Source organism: Portibacter lacus (genome assembly GCF_021533215.1).
GTDB classification, from domain to species: Bacteria; Bacteroidota; Bacteroidia; order Chitinophagales; family Saprospiraceae; genus Portibacter; species Portibacter lacus.
Map to the genome: position 1 here is coordinate 66,057 of NZ_JAJNKA010000013.1, position 22,981 is coordinate 89,037.

Sequence of the window (22,981 nt, forward strand, 5' to 3'; positions counted from 1 at the left end):
GCATGAAGAAGTAATATTCACATAACAATACATAACATTAATACAAGAAAAATATAGTGCTACTAGGATTACTTAAGTAGCCATTGAAGATAAAAATTAAGTAGAGTTGATTTTTTTTCATGACAACAACATGATCAGGTGAGTTTCCAAACTCACCTGTTTTTTTATGCCTAATTTTTCTTTGGTTCTTATGGCTTATAATCTTAGTGACAATATTACCAATAGATACAGGTTTGGATGAAGAAGTTTGACCTGAGCGGAGATATTTTCAACAAGAAGTGTTAAGTAAAAAGGTAATAATAGAAGGTAAGATGACTCCGTAATTGCATTTTTATTTAAATTTACGAATCAAGGTAAGTCTGTGAAGTTTAAATTATTGAACTTATAAGTCTGATTCGATCAGAAATAAAGCTCGATACATTTAGATATTCATCTCTTCTTATTTCTAGAATTTAGAAGGTTCCGGGGACCAAACCTAGAAATATTGGATGTCCCTTCAGATGAAAAAGACGGACGGCCAGAAATTTAACATTAGATTTATAGGTAATTGTGAAGTTACCATTGAATGAATAGTAACTAACAGAAAATAGCTAAAATTGATAAGTTTATATATTAAAAACATGGGTAGTCGCGTTAACGTCCACGCTTTTTGTTTCTTTTTATTATTGATCTGCGTAACCGTGAAAGCGCAAGACTGCGATGACTTAAAAGCCTATAAGCATCCGATAGCATTTAATCCTGCACTCTATCATGCTAGCAAAATCAATGCAGAATTAGTAATCGATGGGAAGTTAGATGAGCAAGAATGGTTAGATGCTGAATCATCGGAGGATTTTGTGGACATTGAAGGTGAACTAAGGGAAATGCCAGAGAGGAGGACCATGGTGAAAATGCTTTATGATGATGAGTATTTATACATAGGAGCCCATATGATAGAAGATCACATCTGGTATTCATTGACTGAGAAAGATGCTATTATATATAGAGATGATGATTTTGAAATTTTTATTGATGCAGATGGAAACGGACATAATTACCATGAATTTGAATTTAATGCGAACAACACCATGCTTGATTTATGGATGTTGGTTCCTTATAGTATTAGTCAAAGACCACATTATATCATTGAATGGGACGCGAAAGGTGTCAAGTCTGCTACTTATTTATCAGGAACTGTGAATGACCCTAGTGATATAGATAGTTTTTGGTCTATTGAAATTGCAATTCCGTTAAGAACTGTCGGAGGAAAACGAGATTTTTGGCGAATTGATTTTTCCAGAGTAGACTGGCTAATGGATGTGATCGATGGAAAGTATGTAAAGCAGAAAAAGCAACCAGAAAGAAATTGGGTATGGTCACCTACGGGTTATATTGACATGCATAAACCAGAAACTTGGGGATATGTGGCTTTTGATCCTGAATTTGAAATTGGTGAAGAGGAGTTATTCAAGTGGGAGATGTGGAAGATTTATTACAGTGTTAGAGCTTTCAAGCGAAAAAAAGGATACTATCCTGAAGATATAGTATGTTTAACTTCAGACAGCAGAATTAGAATAAGTGTCTCAGAATACGGATTTGATCTTATTGGTCAATTTGGAGAGCACACATGGACGATTGATAAATATGCTTTAATTAGACGTAATAAATAAGAATAATAAACTGACATGAAGAAAAGAACATTTTTAAAGACGACTGGTATTGTAATAGGAGGGATGCCATTTTTACTTAACTCATTCACCAACAAGAAAGGATTACCTAAATATTGGGTATGGTTACGACCAAGTCTAAAAACGACAGATTCAGAATGGGTAGATATTTTTAAAAAATTAAAAGAATCAGGTGTTCAAGCAGTCTTGCCTCAAATTTATTCTAGCAGTTCCGCGCTCTTCGAAATAGAAGGCTATACGGTTCAAGATAGGTGGCTAGAAAGAATCATTCCAATAGCGCAGAAAGAAGGTATAGAAATTCATGCATGGATGTGGACAATGATCTGCAATGATTCGAAAATGCTAGAGGAACACCCGGATTACTATGTCGTTAATAGAAAGGGAGAGTCAGCAGCTACATCACCAGCTTATGTCGGTTATTACAAGTTCCTTTGTCCAAGAAGACCAGAAGTGAGAGCATATGTTCAGCATCGTGTGAAAACGCTAGCATCTATTCCAGGTTTAAGTGGTGTGCATCTCGATTATGTAAGAATGCCTGATGTGATTCTAGCAGAAGGCCTTCAACCAAAATATAACATTGTCCAAGATAAAGAATATCCAGAATATGATTACTGCTACTGTGATTATTGCAGGTCTGAATACAAGAAAAAGTCAGGAATTGATCCGATGGAAATAGAAGATCCTGAAAACGATGCAGATTGGTATCAATTTCGTTATGATGCAGTGAATGATATGGTGAATAATTTTCTGGTTCCAGAGGCTAGAAGTCGAGGTAAAAAAATTACTGCTGCAGTTTTTCCTAATTGGGAAAGTGTTCGCCAGCAGTGGCATAAGTGGGATCTGGACGGCTTTTTGCCAATGTTATACCATAAGTTCTATAATGCAGAATATCAATGGATAGGGGAGGAAGTAGTGAAAGCTAAAGATCGTCTACAAAATGATAAGCCAGTTTATGCAGGAATGTTTATACCGCATTTAAAAGGTAATGAATTAGTCTTAGCTTATGAAGATGCTAAGTCTAAAGGTGCTGACGGATTTGCATTGTTCGCACATGGAAATCTGAAAGATGAGGATTACGTCATGCTGAAAAAAATGACGAAATAATACTCGATTAGCCAAAAATATAATCACTTCATTCTAAAGACTTTTTTTGTGAAAATGGCAGAATCCTTACTACCATAAATTCACAATAATGAGTCGATAACTGCTAACGCCTTAGATCTACTTTTGATCTAGGGCTTTCATGCTTTGTTCTGTAGTTTTTTTTGTCATTCATAAGTAAGAAATGCATTTTTAGCATATTCTTGTTGCTAGTTATCTTGACGTTGTTTTTAAATGATTGATTGTGGCTTTCTGCATTATATAATAAGGTGGTTCATATGATTCGCTTTCATTCATTTCCATAATGGTATTTATTAAATTATTAAATATGGAATTGTTGTACGCACACAGAATTAATGTTTATTTATTATATTTAACTAACTTTTACTTGGGTTTAATTGCAAGTGCTTGATATATAGTAGTTTAAATTTTAAGTCTGCAATTGAAGTTGATCAGTAAAAAAAATATGATAGATTGTTTTAAAGAAAGAAATCTTTTATTGTATTAAAATTTATTGGCTTATAACTTTCACTATAAAATTTATTGAATATGAACAAAATTTGTTTTACACTCTGCTTGTGCATCGTTAGTCTATTTGGACTACAAGCGCAGAAGACAGTGACAGGGACCATAATAGGTTCGGATGGCATAGCACTAATAGGTGTGAATGTATCTGAACAAGGGTCTTCCAATGGGACAGTTACTGACTTAGATGGCAAGTACTCCCTTGAAGTTTCAGACAACGCCACATTGGTGTTTTCCTACACTGGTTTTACTACAATGGAAATTGTAGTAGGTGACGAAAGTCAAATTGATGTAACTTTGTCTCAAGGACTTCAGCTTAATGAAGTAGTGGTCACAGCCTTGGGAATTAAACGGGAGTCTAGTACGCTCACGTATGCTCAACAAACTGTAGATGGCGATGAATTAACACTCGCTCGTGATGTTAACTTTCTTAATAGTCTTTCAGGTAAAGCTGCCGGAGTAGAAATTCAGAAGAGTTCTGGAGGTGCTGGTGGGTCTACTAAAATAGTATTACGGGGAGATAAATCATTAGGAGGAAGTAGTAGTCCTCTATTTGTAATAGATGGTATTCCTATGGCCAACAATAAAGGCTCTCAAGCTGGAATGTGGGGTGGTGTTGATGGAGGAGACGGAATGTCTCAATTGAATCCAGAAGATATCGAAAGTATTTCTATTCTTAAAGGTTCTAATGCTGCGGCGCTTTATGGAAGCCAAGGGGCAAATGGTGTAGTGCTTATCACTACCAAACAAGGAAAAAATGGAAAAGCGGTCGTAAGTGTTAGCTCTGGTGTTACTTTCGAAAATAGACTATTGAAGCCAGATCTTCAGTATAAGTATGGAAGTGAAAACGGTACTAAGGAAAGCTGGTCTACCACTCCAGGTGACTATGATGATAACTTTGTTGAGGACTTTTTCCAGACTGGTTCGAACTTGATTAATTCAATTTCTGTTAGTGGCGGAACAGACAGAACTAAAGCGTACTTCTCTTTTGGGAATGTTACAGCTAATGGTATTCTTGAAAATCATAAATATGATAGGAACAACTTAACTTTTAAGCAATCTACAAAGTTGCTTAATGATAAATTGACCATCGGATCAAGTGTGATATTGTCTATTGAGGAAACATTGAATCGTCCACGTGCTGGTTATTACGATAATCCATTAACTGGTCTATATCGATTTCCTAGAGATAGAAATTTTGATGATTTTAAAAATAATTATTCTATCGTAGATCCGAATACTAATCTTGCAGGGCAGAATTGGTTTGTAATTGATCATCATCAGTCTAATCCTTATTGGCTTCGAAATAAAGAAACGCAAGAGCATGAGAATAAGCGAATGATAGGAAGTCTAACGCTTGATTATCAGTTTAATGATAAATTGAGTATATCAGCTAGAGGTAATTACGATTATGCTGACAAGAGAGCTGAACAGAGACAATCTGCAGGAGGGAATACGACAACAGTGCATCCTAATGGTAGCTGGAATTATTCGAAATGGAATGATGAACTTATCTATACGGATGCCATCTTGAATTACAATGATAATTTTGGCGACTTTAGTCTTGGTGTTATAGGAGGTACAAGTTATCAAAAAACTGTTTTTGGAAAAGGTGTAGAGGTTCCAGGAAGCGCGCAGTTCGGGCTCCAATATGCTAATGAATTCTTCTTTCAAAATATTGGAACAAATGTACCTGTCAGATCTATATTGAATAGTAGATTGGTTAAGCAAGCAGTATTTACTAATGCTACTATCGGTTACAAGGAAATGTTTTACGTGGATGTATCCGGTCGTAATGATTGGGCTTCTTCATTAGCTGGAACAGGAAATGAATCTTATTTCTATCCATCATTTGGAGCAACAGCCATCCTAAGTAAAATCATTACAATGCCTGATTTCATAACCTTTGCTAAAGTTAGATTTTCTAATTCTAGAGTTGGTAATGAGGTGCCGTTTAATGTAGTAGATCCAGAAAATACAATTGCTGCTTCTGGTGGTGTGAATAGAAACCTCCAGCAACCATTTGATAACTTAAGTCCAGAAATCATTACCAGTAATGAAATAGGCACTAATTGGAGATTTTTTGATGATAAATTTGGCGTAGATCTTACTTTGTATAGTACAGTAAGCACAGACCAATTTATCTCTTTACCTGCGCCTTCGGGATCAGGATTCTCCACGTATTTTGTGAACGCTGGAAAGATTGTGAATGAGGGAATAGAAGTGGTCGTAGATATCACTCCGATTTATACTCCTAAATTTTTATGGAAAACATCCTTTAACTTTTGGGCGAATAGAAACGAAGTAGTAGAAACGCATCCAGACCTAGGTCCACTTAGTACCGGTGCTTCAGAAGGCTATACTGCGAGATTCGAAGAAGGAGGTTCAGTTGGTGATATTTATGCTTTCATGTTCCAAAGAGATGATCAAGGAAGAATTATGCTTGATGAAGCGACTGCTAGACCTTTGAAAACAGCAGAAGTTGAATTTGCAGGTAATCTTAATTCTGATTGGAGTCTTGGATGGAACAATAGTTTCAAGATGGGTAAGTTCGGGTTAAATTTTATCGTAAATGGAAAATTTGGTGGACTTGCATTCAGTCAGACAGAATCTTTATTGGATGAAGCTGGTGTATCTCAGAGAACAGCTGACGCTAGAGATGCGGGAGGTGTTGCAGTTAACGCAGTACAAGGCGATACTCCAGTTAGCATGGTAGATACTGAAACTTGGTACAGACAAGTGGGAGGAAGAAATGGAATTGGAGAGGTTTATCTTTATGACAGAACGAATGTAAGGTTGACTCAGGCTAACTTATCCTATAATGCAACATTTGGTAATGTCCCTGTGACATTTTCATTAGTAGGACAAAATTTATTCTTTCTCTATATAAAAGCTCCATTTGATCCTGAATTAGCAATGAATACAACGCGAAACTCAGCATCCTTGGATAATTTTAACTTACCGACTACTAGAACATTCGGGTTTAATGTAAATGTTAAATTTTAAGAAATAAAAACATGAGAAAAATAACAATATTAAAATATCTATGTGTTTTAGCGCTGTTTGTTGGGTGTACCAGCAATTTTGAAGAGTTAAATACACATCCATATCAGATTTCTGGTGAATCGTTACGACAGAATAACCAACATGTTGGAGCTTTCTTCCCTCAGATTCTGAACAATATTTTTGGAGATCAAATAGATCACAATCTTGCGAACGAAGCATTTGTTCGTCACCTAGCAACGCCTACTCCTTTTACATCGAATATTAATAATACAACTTATTTTATTAGATGGAATGGGAACTGGGGGCGAGTTTATAATAGTGTATTTGGACCTGCGCGATCAGTTATTGAAGTCGCTGAAGCTGAAGGAAGTGTAGAATTCGCTTCATGGGCGAAGCTACTTCGAGTTTTGGCTGCATCTAGATTGTCTGCACGTCACGGTCCTATCATCTACAGTGAATATGGTTCGACGAATAAGACGATCAACTACGATAGTGAAGCTGCTCTTTACAACCAATGGTTTTCAGAATTAGATGAAATCATTGCAGGTTTAAGTGCTAATCAAGATTTTACGGGTTTAGCGCCATTTGATGCAAGTTATGGTGGAGACATTAGTGCTTGGATAAAATTTGCAAATAGTCTTCGTCTTAGATTGGCGATGAGAATTTCTAAAGTAGATCCAGCGCTTGCAAAAGCTCAAGGTGAGAAAGCGATAGCTGATCCGGGAGGACTTATAATGTCAAATGCGGACAACTTCATGATTTTGAATTACGATGGTTTCTTTAAGCCTGCAAGAATATGCTTCGGATGGGGTGATACTCGGATGAGTGCAACGATGGAATCTGTACTAGGAGGATATGCTGATCCAAGAGTGGAGAAGTATTTTGATCCTGCTACTGATCCTGCAGTATATGCTGAACATCCAGAATTCCCATATAAAGGAATCCATGCGGCGTCTGTTTTAAATGCAAAAGATGATCGACTGAGCTTTTCAACAATTAACTCTCAGTTTAATAACAATGGGTATCCGAAAAGAAGATGTTTTACTTCTAGTGAAACTCATTTCCTTTTAGCTGAAGCTGCACTTCGTGATTGGGCTGGAGCAGGATCTGCTCAGGAGAATTATGAAAACGGAGTTAGAGAAGGTTTCGCTGAATGGGGAGCTGGTGGTGTTGATGACTACTTACTGGACGATACTAAAGTGCCATGGGATTATACAGATCCAAAGGCTGAAAACAACGATAATGCTTTTACAAGTAGAATTAAAGTCACTGTGAAATGGGATGAAGCTGCCGATAAGGAAGTGAAATTAGAGAAAATTATGACACAAAAGTGGATTGCTGCTGTGCATAATACCGTAGAAATATGGGTTGACCATCGTAGAACAGGCTATCCTAAATTGCCTTACAATTTCAAAAATGATAGTGATGCAACTTGGGGTATTATTGCTAAGGACGACTTCCTGAGAAGAATGCCTTTTGTAAATGGTGAGCGAAATAATAATCCAGACGGTGTTGCCGATGCAACATCTAAGCTTGGAGGACCAGATGAAATTGGGACTAGACTTTGGTGGGATACCGGAGGGTCTAATTTCTAAACTTTTAAGTCTGGAAAAATAAAAAAGGAGTTGTTTTAGATTGATCTAAAGCAACTCTTTTTAATTCCAAAAAAATCAATAGATAATTTCTAGTAAATTTGAAGAAGTAATATGTTATTACTCGCTTCGCCAATGTTGAATATAATTGATGTTATGACTCGTTTATTATTAAGTATGATTTTGTGTGCCTTATCCTTTGGACTGTATACGAGTTGTTCAAAGGAAAAAGTAAGTTTTGACTCAAATGATGAAAAGCTCTTTACCTCCATTCCATCCAGTCATTCGGGGATTACTTTCTCGAATCCAGTGATTCAGACAAGAGAGAATAATCATATGATCAATGTTGAATTTATCTCTGGTGCTGGAGTTGCCATAGGTGATATCAACGGTGATGGTTTGCCAGATATATTTTTAACTGGAAACCAAGTGAGAGATCGCTTATACTTGAATCAAGGAGATCTGAAATTTAAAGATATATCTGATAAGGCGGGTATCGTGAATAATAAAATATGGTCTTCAGGAGCGACACTTGTTGATATAGACCGTGATGGAGATTTAGATATTTATGTCTGTAGAAATGTATATCTCGAGGATGAAAAGAGTGCGAATCAGCTGTATATAAATAACGGAGATCTTACGTTCACGGATCAGGCCAGTGAGTTTGGATTGGCGGACCGAGGATTCTCGATGCAAGCAATTTTCTTTGATTACAATAAAGATAAACTACTAGATATGTACTTGGTAAATCAACCTCCAAGTATTCCTGGTCAAGGTGGTGAACTAAATAAATCAATGGGTGCGAATCCATTGTTTAGTGATAAACTATATAAGAATACAGGCAATAATAAATTTGTTGATGTTTCAGACGAAGCCGGTGTGAGGAATTTCGCATTTGGATTGTCTGTTTCTGTAGGCGATCTAAATCAAGATTCGTGGCCGGATCTTTATGTTGCCAACGATTTCGACGTACCTGATCATCTCTATATCAATCAGAAAGACGGAACATTTAAGGATGAAGTTTGGAATGGGACCAAGCATATTTCAAATTTTAGCATGGGTAGTGATATCGCTGATTATGACAATGATGGATTACTCGATATCATGGTTTTAGATATGATGCCAGAGAATCACAAGAGAATTAAAACCCATATGGGTGCTATGCAGCCTGAAACATTTTGGTCCTTGGTTGAATCTGGTGGTCATTATCAGTACATGTTTAACACACTCCAAAGAAACAATGGAAATTCTACCTTTAGTGATCTCGCACAGTTAGCTGGAGTAAGTAATACAGACTGGAGTTGGGCGCCACTATTCGCCGATTTCGATCAAGACGGCAATAAAGATATTTTTATAACCAATGGTGTCATGAGTAATAATAGGCTGAGTGATCTGACTTCAGTGTATGATCGAAAATTAGATAGTTTAAATCAAATAGCTGAAAAAACAGGAAGAGATCCGCAGTCTATGATCGACGTGATGGAATTTGTCAATTTAGCACCAAAAGATAAGATGGCCAATTATATCTATAAGAACAACGGTGATCTGACTTTTACGAATAAAATCAAGGAGTGGGGGATGGAAGAACCTACACTTTCTAATGGTGCTGCATATGCAGATTTAGATTTAGACGGAGACCTTGACTTAGTAATTAATAACATAGATGATGAAGTTTCACTTTATAGAAATAATGCGAGTGAAAAAGAGCTTGGAAACTTTATTGCATTCAACATTGATCCTGGAGTAAAGGATCATCCCTATGGAACTAGGGTGAGTCTATATCGGAATGATTCGTTGTGGCAAATGGTCGAACTTGCTAATGGGCGAGGATATCTGTCAAAGAGTGATGATAAAATCCACTTCGGTGTAGGAGATAAAAATTTAATAGAAAAAGTAGTTGTAGATTGGTTAGATGGACGGCAATCTATTTTAACCAACTTAGAGACGAATAGGACTCATGCGATAAATATTAATAGTGGAAAAGTAGCAAGTAATCCAAATGTAAAAAAGTGGAATCCTATTTTTCGTGATGTTTCTAAAGACTTGCAGTTGAATGCGGTGATGCACAAAGAAAATGAATATGATGACTATGTAAAAGAAATATTACTTCCACATAAAATGTCGCAATTTGGGCCATTTGTGGCTGTAGGTGACATCAATGGCGATCAAAGAGAAGATTTTTTCTTAGGTGGAGCTGCTGGAAGTGCTGGTAAATTATTCCTGCAAAATACTTCTGGAACATTTGATGAAGTAGCGTCTGGTCCATGGATAGCTGATGCAAATTCTGAAGATATGGGTGTTGCCTTTGTGGATTTTGATGGTGATGGCGATCTGGATATTTTTGTAGCTAGTGGTGGGAATGAATTTGACGTAGATGATCCGTTACTCCAAGACAGATTGTATGAGAATCAAGGAAGTCTGCGTTTTACTCGAACCAAAGGGATTCTTCCTAATTATCGGGTCAGTAGTTCATGCGTAGAAGTATCAGATTTTGATAAGGATGGTGACCTTGATTTATTTGTTGGAGGGCGTCTAGTTCCTGGAAAATATCCACATCCTGCGAATAGTATATTGCTTGAAAATAAAAAAGGAAAGTATGTTGATGCTACAAATACTTTAGCCCCAGATTTTGAAAATCTAGGGATGGTGACGTCGGCGAAATGGGCGGATATCAACAACGATGGACTAGATGATTTATTAGTGGTCGGTGAATGGATGCCTGTAACAATGTTTATCCAAACGAAGGAAAATGGCTTTCAAAAGGAAATTGCTCAAGGACTTGAAGAAAGTGTAGGCTGGTTCTATTCTGTGGATGCAGAAGATATGGATGGTGATGGAGATCTCGACATCGTAGCTGGTAACCTAGGACTTAATTATAAATATAAAGCTACGGTAGATGAGCCATTCGAAGTTCATAGTATGGATTTTGATGGAAATGGAAGTTTGGACATCGTGCTTAGTTATTATGAACATGGTGAATTATATCCAGTGCGGGGACGATCATGTTCATCCCAGCAAATCCCAGAGCTTTCTGAAAAATTCCCTACCTATGAAGATTTTGGGGTGTCGAATTTGAGAGACGTGTATGGTGAAAATTTAGATAAGGCTCTTAATTTAAAAGCCCAAACATTTGCTTCTTTGTATATAGAGAATCTAGGCGATCTAACATTTAACGCAAAGCCTTTGCCGAATCAAGTTCAAATATCGTCCATAAATGATATTTTAATTAAAGATTTTGACAATGACGGTCATAATGACTTGTTACTTGCAGGTAATTTATTTACCTCAGAAATTGAAACGACACGAAACGATGCTGGGATCGGCATGTTTCTTCTGGGCGATGGTCGAGGAAATTTCATTCCGCAATCAGTAAATCAAAGTGGTTTCTTTGCACCATTGGACGTGAAAAATATGCAGTTTTTAAAAGGTGTAAATCAAGAGCTTATTCTCATTGCTAATAATGATGAAAGATTGCAAGTGATAGAATATGATACACCAAATAATTAAAATTAAAGATAGAAGTTGAAGAGAAAATGAAAAGTGGTAATTATTTCTGGCTGGTCGGATTATGTCTTCTTTTACAGATTGGATGTATTAGCGATAGCACTGTTAGCACTGATGAGGTGTACGAATCTAAAGTGGAGATGGCAGAATCCACGAAATCGATGATGAAGAAAGTCAGTGATGCCTATGAAACAATCGATGTTGAAAATGTCGGATATGTTCTCAATCAACAAAGGGCAAATATGTATAAGAAAAAATTGGATGCTCTCAAGCCTGGAAAGGAAATGGACGTCTTACTTTATGATTATGCCGACGAATTGCTGCGAGCGGGAAACATCGATTTGTCTATCAATATTTTCGAAGACTTTCTGGCCTATTTTACGGCAAATGAAATTTTAGGGAAGGTAGAAGCGGTTGCTGAAGTTAAGCGAAAATTGGCGATAGCTTATATGAGGAAGGCGGAGTTAGAGAATTGTGTTAGTAATCATAACAATGAATCATGTATCATACCGATTAGCCCAAAGGCTCAGTATGTGATTACAGAGAATGTTGAGAAGGCGGTGAAATACATGGAGGATTTTCTCGACATCTATCCAAGGGATTATGAAATTCACTACCTCTTGAATATTGCATATATGACCCTAGGACAGTATCCTGATAGTGTTCCTGAAATTTATAGAATACCAGAAAGTTATTTTGATAATGTCGACTTCCCTAAGTTTACAGATGTTGCCATGGATCTAGGATTAGATATTAATGCATTATCTGGTGGAGTGTGTATCGATGATTTTAATAATGACGGTTACCTTGATCTGATCATTTCTTCTTGGGGACACAAGGATCAAATTCGATATTTTGAAAATGATAAAAATGGTGGCTTTGAAGATAGAACCTCTTATTCTGGGTTAGTTGGGGTGACAGGTGGATTAAACTTGAAACATGCTGATTATGATAATGATGGAAATTTAGATTTTATCATTCTTAGAGGTGCTTGGCTGGAAAACTATGGAGGAATCCCGAACTCGCTGATCAGGAATAATGGCGACGGTACTTTTACGGATGTAACGGAGAAAGCTGGAGTGCTTTCTTATCATCCTACTCAGACTGCCGTTTGGCGGGACTTTAATTTAGACGGGTGGATAGATTTATTCATTGGCAACGAAAGTTCACCTAAAGGAAAATACAGATCCGAACTGTATCTTAATAATGCTGATGGCACCTTCTCGAATGTATCAGAGCAGTCTGGAATTGATTCGCTTGGCTTTTACAAAGGAGTCGCTGCTGGAGATATCAATAATGACGGATATCCAGATCTTTATATATCTAATTTTAATGGGAATAATCTATTATTTCAGAATGTAAGCTATGATGGTGATCTTCAATTTAATTTACTAGACAGCAGTGGAGTTTCGGAACCAATAGAAAGTTTTTCTACCTGGATGTTCGATTATAATAATGATGGATGGGAAGATATTTTCGTGAGCGCATATTCATCAGGACAGATCACTCCAGTTAATATGATGATGGCCAATGCGAGAAAGGTTTTTAACAAACGCCGACCAAAACTCTATAGAAATAATGGTGATAATACATTTACGGATGTTTCAGAAATAGTTGGATTAGATGAACCCGTAACAACCATGGGTTGTAATTTTGGAGACTTGGATAATGATGGTTTTCTGGATTTCTACTTGGCAACAGGAGACCCAAGTTTTGTATCGTTGGTACCTAATAAGATGTATCTAAATAAGGGAGGTGAATCCTTTCAAGACATAACCTATAGTGGCGGGTTTGGTCATATACAAAAGGGTCATGCCATCGGATTTGGCGATCTAGACCAAGATGGTGATCAAGATGTCTATGCGGTTATGGGAGGAGCATACGAAGGAGACAATTTCCAAAATGTTTTATTTGAAAATCCGATTGGAAATGAGAATAACTGGATTAATATTAAATTAGAAGGAAGTGAAAGTAATCGTTCGGCGATAGGTGCAAGGATAATTCTGACTTTGGACATTGATGGAAAAGAAAGAAAGGTTTTCCATACCGTTGGAACAGGTGCCAGCTTTGGCGGAAACAGCATCCTTGCAGAAATCGGAATCGGTCAGGCAACGGAGATTAAAGAAATCATTGTCAAATGGCCCATTAAATCAGCCACTGTTTCAAAGTTCAATAAGGTTCAAGCAAAGCAACATATTTTGATAAAAGAGGGTGCCGATGATATAGAGGTTTTAACATTGAACGCCATGCCTTTTAAAAAGAAAGCACATCATCATCATTAAATATAGAAACAGTCAATACCTCTGCTTTTAAATATCCATGCATCAAATAATAGCTAACTTCTATTTGAATAATTCAAGTCCGTCTACTTTTGTTTTTCTTTTCGGTCGCCTAGATGATTGAAACCTTGAGATCGTTCATATTCGATCATCTCCTTCGAGCGGAAATTTAAAATAAATGCCCTCCTTCTGTTTCCAGTGCTATTTCCTCTTGCATAATGAATGGTCCTTCCATGGTGAAAAGTACATGAACCTGCCTTTAATTCTACAGCTTTCGCTTCGTCTTCTCTTGCTTCGCATTTCATAGCTCCGCCATTTCCCGTTAGGATGTGAGCTCTGAGTTCTTCCTTATGAGATTTTGGAACATACCACATACATCCATTTTCTTTTGTAACATCATCTAAAGCTACCCAACAAGAAACAGCGCGCTTATCTTCCATATCTATCCAGTAAGCCTCGTCTTGGTGAAATGGGGTTTCCTTGTTAGTGAATGGAGGTTTGTCAATTAACATGTCAAAGTCCAATTCCATATCTGGACCAAGCAATTCCTTTGCTAACTTATTGATTTTCTGGTGGAGAATAGAATGCAGTAAGGGAGGATGTAGCATAGAAGGCCGCATGATCTGGACGATCAACTCCTTTTTGCCTTCACTTCCACTGAGGTCGGACCTATGTCCCACGGTGGAAATCGTACCACTTAAGAAATCTTCATAAATATTTCTAAAGTACTCTATCTCAGTCGGATTAAGGATATCATGGTAAGTAGCAAATCCTTCTCTTTCAAATTCTTCAATAATTGAATTACTCATGCGCTCGGTGTTTGTGTAATAAATATATAATTTATCTGAAACATTAAGGGAAATCAGTATTGGCGAAAAAATAATGCATGTATTTTAAAAGCTAAATAAACGTGGGGTTTAATGAAAAATAGTATCTTAATTGTATCTAATAATCGACCTAAAATGAAGATGAATCTTTCTACTTATACTAGTTTTTTAACGCTCATTTTGTTGCATATTCCTTTAGCTTCGATCGCACAGAATGCATCCATTTCTATTGAGAATCGTAGCATTGAAACTTATGCTTTTGATGAGCCTAATCCACTTCCTATTTTAGCCGAAAATCCTAAAATTTATCCCTACTTCAAATTTGAGGGATATAGCCAGGAAAAAACTGATCGTGAGTGGGATGTTGTGAAAATGGAGAACGACTTCATTACAGTGTATATCTTGCCGGAAATAGGTGGTAAGATCTGGGGAGCAATAGAAAAGAAAACAGGCGAGGAATTCTTATATCGAAATGAAGTCATCAAATTTCGGAATATAGCAATGAGAGGACCTTGGACTTCAGGTGGTGTGGAATTTAATTTTGGAATCATAGGTCATACGCCTGCGACGGCGACACCTGTGGATTATGAAATTATGGAGAACGAGGATGGAAGTGTGAGTTGTGTCGTAGGTGCGATGGATCTTCCATCTAGAACTCAATGGAGGGTTGAAATTAGGCTTGATAAGGATAAGGCATTTTATGAGACAAATGCTTCGTGGTATAATCCGACTTCTTTGAATCAATCCTACTACAATTGGATGACAGGCGCTGCAGCGGCAAGTGAAGACTTGGAATTCTTCATCCCAGGAAACCAATCAATAGAGCATGGTGGGGACCCGAATCCTTGGCCGATTGATAAAGATGGGCGGAAATTATTCAATTACAAAGACAACAACTTTGGTTCACATAAATCATATCATATAGTTGGAGAATACAAAGATTACTTTGGAGGTTATTATCATGATAAGGAATTCGGTTTTGGACACTGGTCACCATATGAAGAGATGCCTGGGCAGAAATTATGGTTGTGGGCGTTGTCCAGATCTGGAGGAATCTGGGAAGATTTGTTGACAGATACAGATGGGCAATACATCGAATTTCAAGCAGGTCGTTTATTTAACCAATATTTTCCTGAAGGTGGAAATAATCCCATCACCCAAGCAAGTTTTGATCCTTATGTTATGGATCGGTGGAGAGAAATTTGGTTTCCATTTGTAGAAATAGGAGGCATGGAAGCGGCTTCTGAATGGGGCGTTATGAACGTTGAGTATGAAGATGGAATGGCCATTATTGGTTTAAATGCATTGCAAACATTGCACGAAGACTTTATGGTGTCCATTAACGATCAGGAAGTGGTAAGCGAAAGTTTATCAATGAAACCAATGGATGTCTTTTATAAGAAGGTGAAACTTAGCCCCACAGACAAGCTCGAAGTGAAAGTAGGTGACCATAAAATTTACTATACCAATGATACAGATCGAATGAAATTAAAGCGGCCTTTTTATTCAGAATCTCGAAATTCATTGACAGCAGATCAAAAACTATATTTTGAAGGTTGGGAAGCTATGAAATATAGGGAGTACGGTAAGGCGAGACAAGATTTCGCGACACTATTAAAGACTATACCTTACCATCAAGATGCCTTGGTGAAGATGGCAGAACTGGAATTTAAGAGGGCGAACTATGATGAAGCCCTAGCATTCGCAAATCGTGTACTAGAATTGGATACTTATCATCCGGAAGCTAATTACAAAGCAGGAATCATTTATCGCGCGAAGAAAGATTACATCAATGCGCTGGAAACTTTTGGCTGGGCGGCCAGGAGCATGGGTTTTAGGTCTGTTTCATTTGCTCAAATGGCCGAAATATATGTCGCTCTTGAAGAATTTGATAAAGCAACTGACTATGCCCGAAAGGCATTAGATTTTAATAAATATAATATCAATGCGAGAAATGTACTGATTGTCTGTGCTCGAAAATTTAAGGATGAAAAGACACATCAAGCCCAGATTAAGAAGGTGCTAGAATATGATCCATTGAATCATTTCGCCCAGTTTGAAAGTCATGAAAATTTAAAAGTCAGCAATGAGTTTCCAGCTGAAAGTTCGTTGGAATTAGCTCTGCAGTATTTTCATTTAGGTCTTATGTCAGATGCTATTCATGTCCTTAGTCTCCAACATCAAAATACGAAGAATTCACTTTGGTTAGCTTATCTGTTAGGAGATGTTGATCCTGAGAAGAGTGCTGAAAAATTAATTCAAGCTTTGGAAGGAAAGATTGATTTTACATTTCCTTATCGAAGAGAAAGTATAGAAGTGTTCGAATGGGTTAAAGATCAGTCTGAGAACTGGAAGTCAGATTATTACTTAGCGCTTAATTACTATGCAGTAGGGAAAAATGAATTAGGAGATCAATTGATGCAAGCTTGCGAAAATATTCCAGACTCTCCTGTTTTCTATCGTTTTAGAGGGCAAATGCTTAAGAATGGATCGATAGATGCTAGGATAGGGGACTATGATTCTGCATTGGCGCTAGAAGGTAATGATTGGAAACAAAGGGAAGAGCATATTCAACTTTTATTAGAAGCTGGTGAATTAGAAAAGGCAAAATTAATGTCTGAAAAAACGTACCAAATGTTTCCGAAGAATTATAATACAGGATTGATTTATGCAAAGAGTCTTTTATCATCGAAGGAATATGAGAGGAGTATAGAGGTATTGCAAAATATCGTTGTCTTACCTTCAGAATTAGCTAGGTCAAGTCGACACACTTATTATAGGGCTCATGTTTTTTTAGCGGAAGAGCTTATCGGAAATGAAAAATATGACAAAGCGATTCAGATTCTTGAAAGGTCTAAATTATGGCCGGAAAATCTGGGAGTTGGGAAGCCCTACATAGTTGATGAACGATTACAAGATTACCTAATAGGGTTGAGTTATGAAAAGCTGGGCAAAAAGGATAAAGCTGATAGTTCTTACAAGCGTATTGTTTCACTTTCGGAGAAAGAAGCAACCACTAAAATTTATCAAGTGTTGAAACTGCTTGCGCTTCAAAAATTGGCAAATAAAGAAGTCCTACAAAGTACACTTGCTAAATTGGAGATGTCGGAATCGAAAGATGATCAGTTAACCTTAGCCATATTTAATTCTTCTGTTACGAATAATGAGGAGGATATGGTCGCTCTTCTGGAAAGAATAGTAGGGTATTGAGGCTATTTCTAGACTACATTACAATGGGCATTTCTTCGAACTGTCGATCGGTATAATAATTGGCGTTTTCTTTCATGACTACATCAAGTGGTAAGTGTTGCAACTTGTTAGGTTCGATTTTTCTAATTAGAAAATTGAAAATATTGATAACTGCTAAGTAGCCTTGCTTGAATGGATTCTGATTGATTAGAAAGTCAATTTCTTCAGATTCTAGATAAGTTAAGTTTTCGTCAATTAAATCATATCCGACCAACTTAAGATCTGAAATTCCAAGTTTTTTTAATGCATTGACCACATGAAAAGCTCTAGAAGTAGAAATGAAGATACCTTTTATATTAGGACATTTCGTTAAGTGCTTTTTGAAGAAATTATACATTCCTACTGTGTCGTAAGGATTTTCAAAGTGACCCGTGATAACATTTATTCCGAGATCATGATGCTCTTTAAAGTAATCTTTGAAACCGCGTTCTTTGTCAATTAAGTGTTGTGAATTGTATACTAATTCCTCCACATGGCAGATCATTGCACTTTCGCCAGCAGAAAGACCGAAAGCAAGCAACTTTGCACCTAAGGTTCCACTGTGATAGGAATCTTGCCCGATATAGCAAATCAGATTCGAATCTTCTAAGTCGAGATATGTATTAATTAATACATAGTGAATATCTTTCTGATCACACTTTTTTAAGAATGAAATGCTTTGCTCGGTGAAGATGGGAGATACAATTACACAATTATAAGTTTTTTCTAGAATAGCTTCTGATTGTCTAACAAATTCCTCTTCGTTGTTTTCCATGAAATGGAAGAAATCGACAGTGACGCCATAATCTTTCACAACCTGTAATGCTTTTAAAATGCCATCTTTAGGTTGATTCCAAAAGGAGTCTTTGTACTCATTCGGAATCAGTGCAGCAATTTTCCATTCTTTATTATAGGCTAATACACTTGCTAATACATTAGGACTGTAATCTAATGACTCTAGGGCTTTTAGTACTTTTTCCTCTGATTTTTTAGAGACGTTGCCTCTTTTATGGAGTACTCGATCTACCGTTCCAGGAGAAACACCTGCAACAATAGCAATATCTTTTATCCGTATTCTATCTTTCATGAATCAATTGCAATTTAGAGGAATAAATATGTAAAGCCAAGTGATCATTTCAATTTAAAGTTAATAAATAAATGTGTTCGCACACAGTTTTTTGTAAAATTATCATTATTTTCGTTACAGGGTAGGGTTGGGCATTTGACTTTCCCTATGAATAGGGAAGTTTAGGCCAATTGCAGAAATTTTAGTTCCATCAACTAAAATTTTTTACAAGCAGTTTAAATGATAGTTAGGTGGAAAATGATTGCAAGATATGGTGGTAGTCATTTTATTTGAGAGAGATTTTGCAAAATATTTATATTTCAAATTATTGTTCTTCTTTTTATAAGTTAGAGCAATTTTTTAATAATTTGAACCGAAATCATCATACAATAACTGAATAGAAACATGAAAACATTATGAAATTCTCTTGTCTTATTTTACTTTTATTAATTCTTGTAGGAACATCCTGTAAAAGTGATGTTGTCTCAGAAGGTAAAACATATGCCCACAAGCAAGAAATTCCAAAACTCATCGATTTTAATTTTCATGTAAAACCCATTCTGAGTGACCGTTGCTATACATGCCATGGACCTGATGAAAGTAAGATGGAAGGTGGCTTGAGACTAGATACGGAAGAAGGCGCTTTTGTGGCTTTAGGAAAGGAGAAGGATCGATTTGCCATCGTTGCTGGGAAGCCAGATAGTAGTGAACTGGTTCATAGAATTTATACGACAGATCCAGACGATATAATGCCACCGCCAGAATCTAATCTTACCTTATCAGACTACGAGAAAGCCATCTTGAAAAGATGGATAGAGCAAGGAGCTCAATGGAAGAAGCACTGGGCATTTTTGCCACCAGTTAATAATATACCTGAAGTATCAGATGAGCTTAATTTTATTGTCAATGATATCGACAAGTTTATTCTCAGTAAATTAAAAGAAAACAATATCGCGCCAAGTGCTCAAGCAGAACCTGATTATTTAATTCGAAGATTATCTTTCGATTTGACAGGACTTCCACCTACGATAGAAGATTTAGATACCTACAGTGATGACCTAGATAGTTACATCGATAAATTGTTAGCTTCGGATGCCTATGCAGAAAGAATGACAGCAGAATGGTTAGATTTGGCAAGATATTCAGATACGCATGGTTATCAAGATGACTTAGAGAGAGTAATGTGGCCATGGAGAGATTGGGTGATACATTCTTATAAAAATAACTTGCCGTATGATAAGTTTGTTCGTTGGCAATTAGCGGGAGATCTGCTTCCAGAGCCGACGAAAGAAATGATCGTAGCAACTGCTTTTAACAGAAATCACAAAATAACACAAGAGGGTGGAGTAGTACCGGAAGAATATAGAGTGGAGTATGTTTCGGATAGAACGCAGACATTTGGAACGGCATTTTTAGGCTTGTCAGTAGAATGTGCTAAGTGTCATGATCATAAATATGATCCGATTTCCCAAAAAGATTATTTCTCCTTATATGCATTTTTTAACTCAGTTCCTGAAAAGGGATTGATACAACCATATGGTGCGATTCCCGAACCTTATCTGGAAATTAAACCTGAAGATATTAAGGAACAATTAGCATTTATCAATAACGTGGATACCATGGAATCTATACCTCTTATGATAATGGAGGATATGGAAGAGCCGAGAGAAACCTTTGTGCTCGGAAGGGGCGCTTATGATAATCCAACGGTGAAAGTATTTCCAAACACACCGAAGTCTGTATTGGCGTTTGGTGATGATCTTCCTCCGAATCGCTTAGGACTATCTGAATGGTTGTTTGATGATCAAAATCCGATTACAGCCAGAGTTGCTGTAAATAGAATATGGCAGATTATTTTTGGTGAAGGCATTGTTTCCACATCTTATGATTTTGGAAATCAAGGTGCGCTTCCTTCTCATCCTGAATTGCTAGATCATCTTGCGATTAAATTCAAGGCGATGAACTGGGACCAGAAAGCATTGATTAAATATATCGTATCTTCTGCGACTTATCAGCAGAGCTCAAAAATTAAAGCTGATATTGCTGAAATAGACCCAGAAAATAAATTATTATCCCGTTCTCCTAGAAAGCGTCTGACTGCCGAAATGATTCGAGATCAAGCACTCGCAAGCAGTGGATTGTTGAATAGAATAGTCGGTGGTCCAAGTGTGAAGCCTTACCAGCCTGCAGGTATATGGGCAGAGAAAACGGGAGGCGGAGGTCGATCAACCGCAAAATATGTGGAAGATTCTGGAGATAAACTATACAGACGAAGTATCTATACTTTCTGGAAAAGGACGGTTCCGCCACCAAGTATGATGACTTTCGATGCCGCATCTAGAGATTTTTGCATTGTAAAACGACAATCGACAAGTACACCATTGCAAGCACTTGTGCTATTAAATGATCCGCAAATTACGGAGGCTGCAAGAGTGATTTCTTATAAGGCATTATCTGCAAATGACAACATCGAATCCTCAGTGAAATATATTTTCAGGTCGATTACGAGCAGACTTCCATCAGAAGAAGAGTTACTTACACTGCTCAATTTTTATAAGGAGAGTGAGCAAGATTTTGAATCAGATAAGGAACGGATGATGGAGTTCTTAGCTGTAGGAGAATATGAAATTGAATATGAAAATAAGTCGGAATTGGCTGCATTAAGCACCGTTGCACTTGCTATTTTTAACTTAGATGAATCAATCAGCTTATCATGAGTGAAAAAAAGATATTAGACGAAAGGTCCTATTCGATGAATCGAAGAGCATTTCTATCTAAGGCAAGTATAGGTCTTGGGACTGCTTCACTAGCTTCGTTGCTAGGGACCAGTTTTTTCAAACCAGCAGATGCTCAAAATGCTATTGTCAATTCTCTTAATCTCCCACACTTCGCACCTAAGGCTAAGCAAGTTATTTACTTGTTTCAAAGTGGAGGACCGTCTCAATTTGAATTATTCGATAATAAGCCGCTCTTAAGAACAATGCAAGGCCAGGATTTACCGGAGTCGATCCGTAATGGGCAGCGATTAACTGGTATGACTGCTAATCAAAGCGAGTTTCCGCTTGTTGGATCTAAGTTTGATTTTAAGAGATATGGAAACAGTGGTGCTGAGATAAGTAGTATTTTGCCATATACATCTAAAATTGCTGATGAAATATGCATCGTGAAATCTATGCATACAGAAGCCATTAATCATGATCCTGCTATTACTTTTTTCCAGACAGGATCACAGCAGCCGGGAAGACCAGCTATGGGCTCTTGGTTGAGTTACGGACTCGGAAGTGAAAATGAAAACTTGCCTAATTTTGTAGTTTTATTATCTAGAGGAACAGGAAGACCAGCTGGCCAACCCCTTTATTCTAGATTATGGGGGAATGGATTTCTCCATTCTTTGCACCAAGGTGTTCAATTTCGGTCAGGAAAAGATCCCGTGTTATATCTGAATGATCCAGATGGAATGAGCAGAGCATCGAAAAGGAATCTACTAGATAAAGTTGCAGAGCTTAATCACAAACAATACGAGAGTTTCGGTGATCCAGAAATAACAAGTCGGATTGCACAATACGAAATGGCTTATAAAATGCAAACGTCCGTTCCAGAAGTAATGGATGTCAAGGGCGAATCTGATCAGACTTATAAGATGTATGGTCCGAATTCAACGGTTCCTGGAACCTTTGCGGCCAATGCACTTCTTGCTAGAAGATTAATAGAAAAAGATGTTCGTTTTGTGCAATTATATCATATGGGTTGGGATCAGCACGGAGATTTGCCTAATGCCATAAAGAAACAAGCAGAGGATGTAGACCAAGCTTCAGCGGCATTAATATTAGATTTAAAACAGCGTGGACTGCTAGATGAAACTTTAGTGGTTTGGGGAGGAGAATTTGGAAGAACGAATTATTCTCAAGGAGCAATTACAAGTAATAGTTATGGTCGAGATCACCACCCTCGATGCTTTTCCATTTGGATGGCAGGAGGTGGAATCAAGCCGGGAATGGTGTATGGTGAAACGGATGATTTCGGATACAATATTGTAAAAGACCCAGTTCATGTGCATGATTTTCAAGCAACGATGCTACATCAGCTAGGAATCGACCATGAGAGATTAACCTATAAATATCAAGGAAGAAGATTCAGATTGACAGATGTTTCTGGTCATGTAATTAAAGACTTATTAGCCTAAAAA

At 37.2% G+C, this 22,981-nt stretch carries 11 protein-coding genes; 9 read left to right on the forward strand and 2 right to left on the reverse strand.

All coding sequences use genetic code 11. The features are described from left to right. Window positions 1-596: 596 nt before the first annotated feature. The 6 genes from L2586_RS19155 to L2586_RS19180 all read left to right on the forward strand — a co-directional run bounded on the left by L2586_RS19155 (window position 597) and on the right by L2586_RS19180 (window position 13,677). Window positions 597-1,649, forward strand: a complete 1,053-nt coding sequence (locus tag L2586_RS19155) for a carbohydrate-binding family 9-like protein (protein ID WP_235294558.1) — start codon at window positions 597-599, stop codon at window positions 1,647-1,649. A 15-nt stretch (window positions 1,650-1,664) separates the two neighbouring features. Then, window positions 1,665-2,771 carry a family 10 glycosylhydrolase gene (locus L2586_RS19160; RefSeq protein WP_235294559.1) on the forward strand — a complete coding sequence of 369 codons (1,107 nt, stop codon included), beginning with the start codon at window positions 1,665-1,667 and terminating at the stop codon, window positions 2,769-2,771. Between the two features lie 546 nt (window positions 2,772-3,317). Next, window positions 3,318-6,299: a SusC/RagA family TonB-linked outer membrane protein gene (locus L2586_RS19165; RefSeq protein ID WP_235294560.1), complete on the forward strand. Its 2,982-nt coding sequence runs from the start codon at window positions 3,318-3,320 to the stop codon at window positions 6,297-6,299. An 11-nt stretch (window positions 6,300-6,310) separates the two neighbouring features. Further along, on the forward strand, window positions 6,311-7,894 hold the full coding sequence (locus L2586_RS19170) for a SusD/RagB family nutrient-binding outer membrane lipoprotein (RefSeq protein ID WP_235294561.1): 1,584 nt from the start codon (window positions 6,311-6,313) through the stop codon (window positions 7,892-7,894). A 153-nt stretch (window positions 7,895-8,047) separates the two neighbouring features. After that, window positions 8,048-11,398, forward strand: a complete 3,351-nt coding sequence (locus L2586_RS19175; RefSeq protein WP_235294562.1) for a VCBS repeat-containing protein — start codon at window positions 8,048-8,050, stop codon at window positions 11,396-11,398. Window positions 11,399-11,424: 26 nt separating this feature from the next. Next, window positions 11,425-13,677: a CRTAC1 family protein gene (locus L2586_RS19180; protein WP_235294563.1), complete on the forward strand. Its 2,253-nt coding sequence runs from the start codon at window positions 11,425-11,427 to the stop codon at window positions 13,675-13,677. Window positions 13,678-13,760: 83 nt separating this feature from the next. Here the strand turns inward: L2586_RS19180 and L2586_RS19185 are convergent, their stop codons facing one another. Then, complete coding sequence (locus tag L2586_RS19185; protein ID WP_235294564.1) at window positions 13,761-14,483, reverse strand: phytanoyl-CoA dioxygenase family protein; 723 nt, start codon at window positions 14,481-14,483, stop codon at window positions 13,761-13,763. 111 nt (window positions 14,484-14,594) lie between these two features. Between L2586_RS19185 and L2586_RS19190 the strand changes: the two genes are divergently transcribed. After that, complete coding sequence (locus tag L2586_RS19190) at window positions 14,595-17,711, forward strand: DUF5107 domain-containing protein (RefSeq protein ID WP_235294565.1); 3,117 nt, start codon at window positions 14,595-14,597, stop codon at window positions 17,709-17,711. Window positions 17,712-17,724: 13 nt separating this feature from the next. Here L2586_RS19190 and L2586_RS19195 read toward each other — a convergent pair whose 3' ends face one another. After that, complete coding sequence (locus L2586_RS19195; protein WP_235294566.1) at window positions 17,725-18,816, reverse strand: substrate-binding domain-containing protein; 1,092 nt, start codon at window positions 18,814-18,816, stop codon at window positions 17,725-17,727. A 395-nt stretch (window positions 18,817-19,211) separates the two neighbouring features. Here L2586_RS19195 and L2586_RS19200 point away from each other — a divergent pair, with 395 nt between their 5' ends. Together L2586_RS19200 and L2586_RS19205 are read left to right on the forward strand one after the other, a co-directional pair. Beyond that, a complete protein-coding gene (locus tag L2586_RS19200; RefSeq protein WP_235294567.1) occupies window positions 19,212-21,512 on the forward strand; it encodes a PSD1 and planctomycete cytochrome C domain-containing protein in 2,301 nt (766 codons plus the stop codon). Further along, on the forward strand, window positions 21,509-22,978 hold the full coding sequence (locus L2586_RS19205; RefSeq protein WP_235294568.1) for a DUF1501 domain-containing protein: 1,470 nt from the start codon (window positions 21,509-21,511) through the stop codon (window positions 22,976-22,978). Before L2586_RS19200 ends, L2586_RS19205 begins: the two co-directional genes overlap by 4 nt. Window positions 22,979-22,981: the final 3 nt, after the last annotated feature.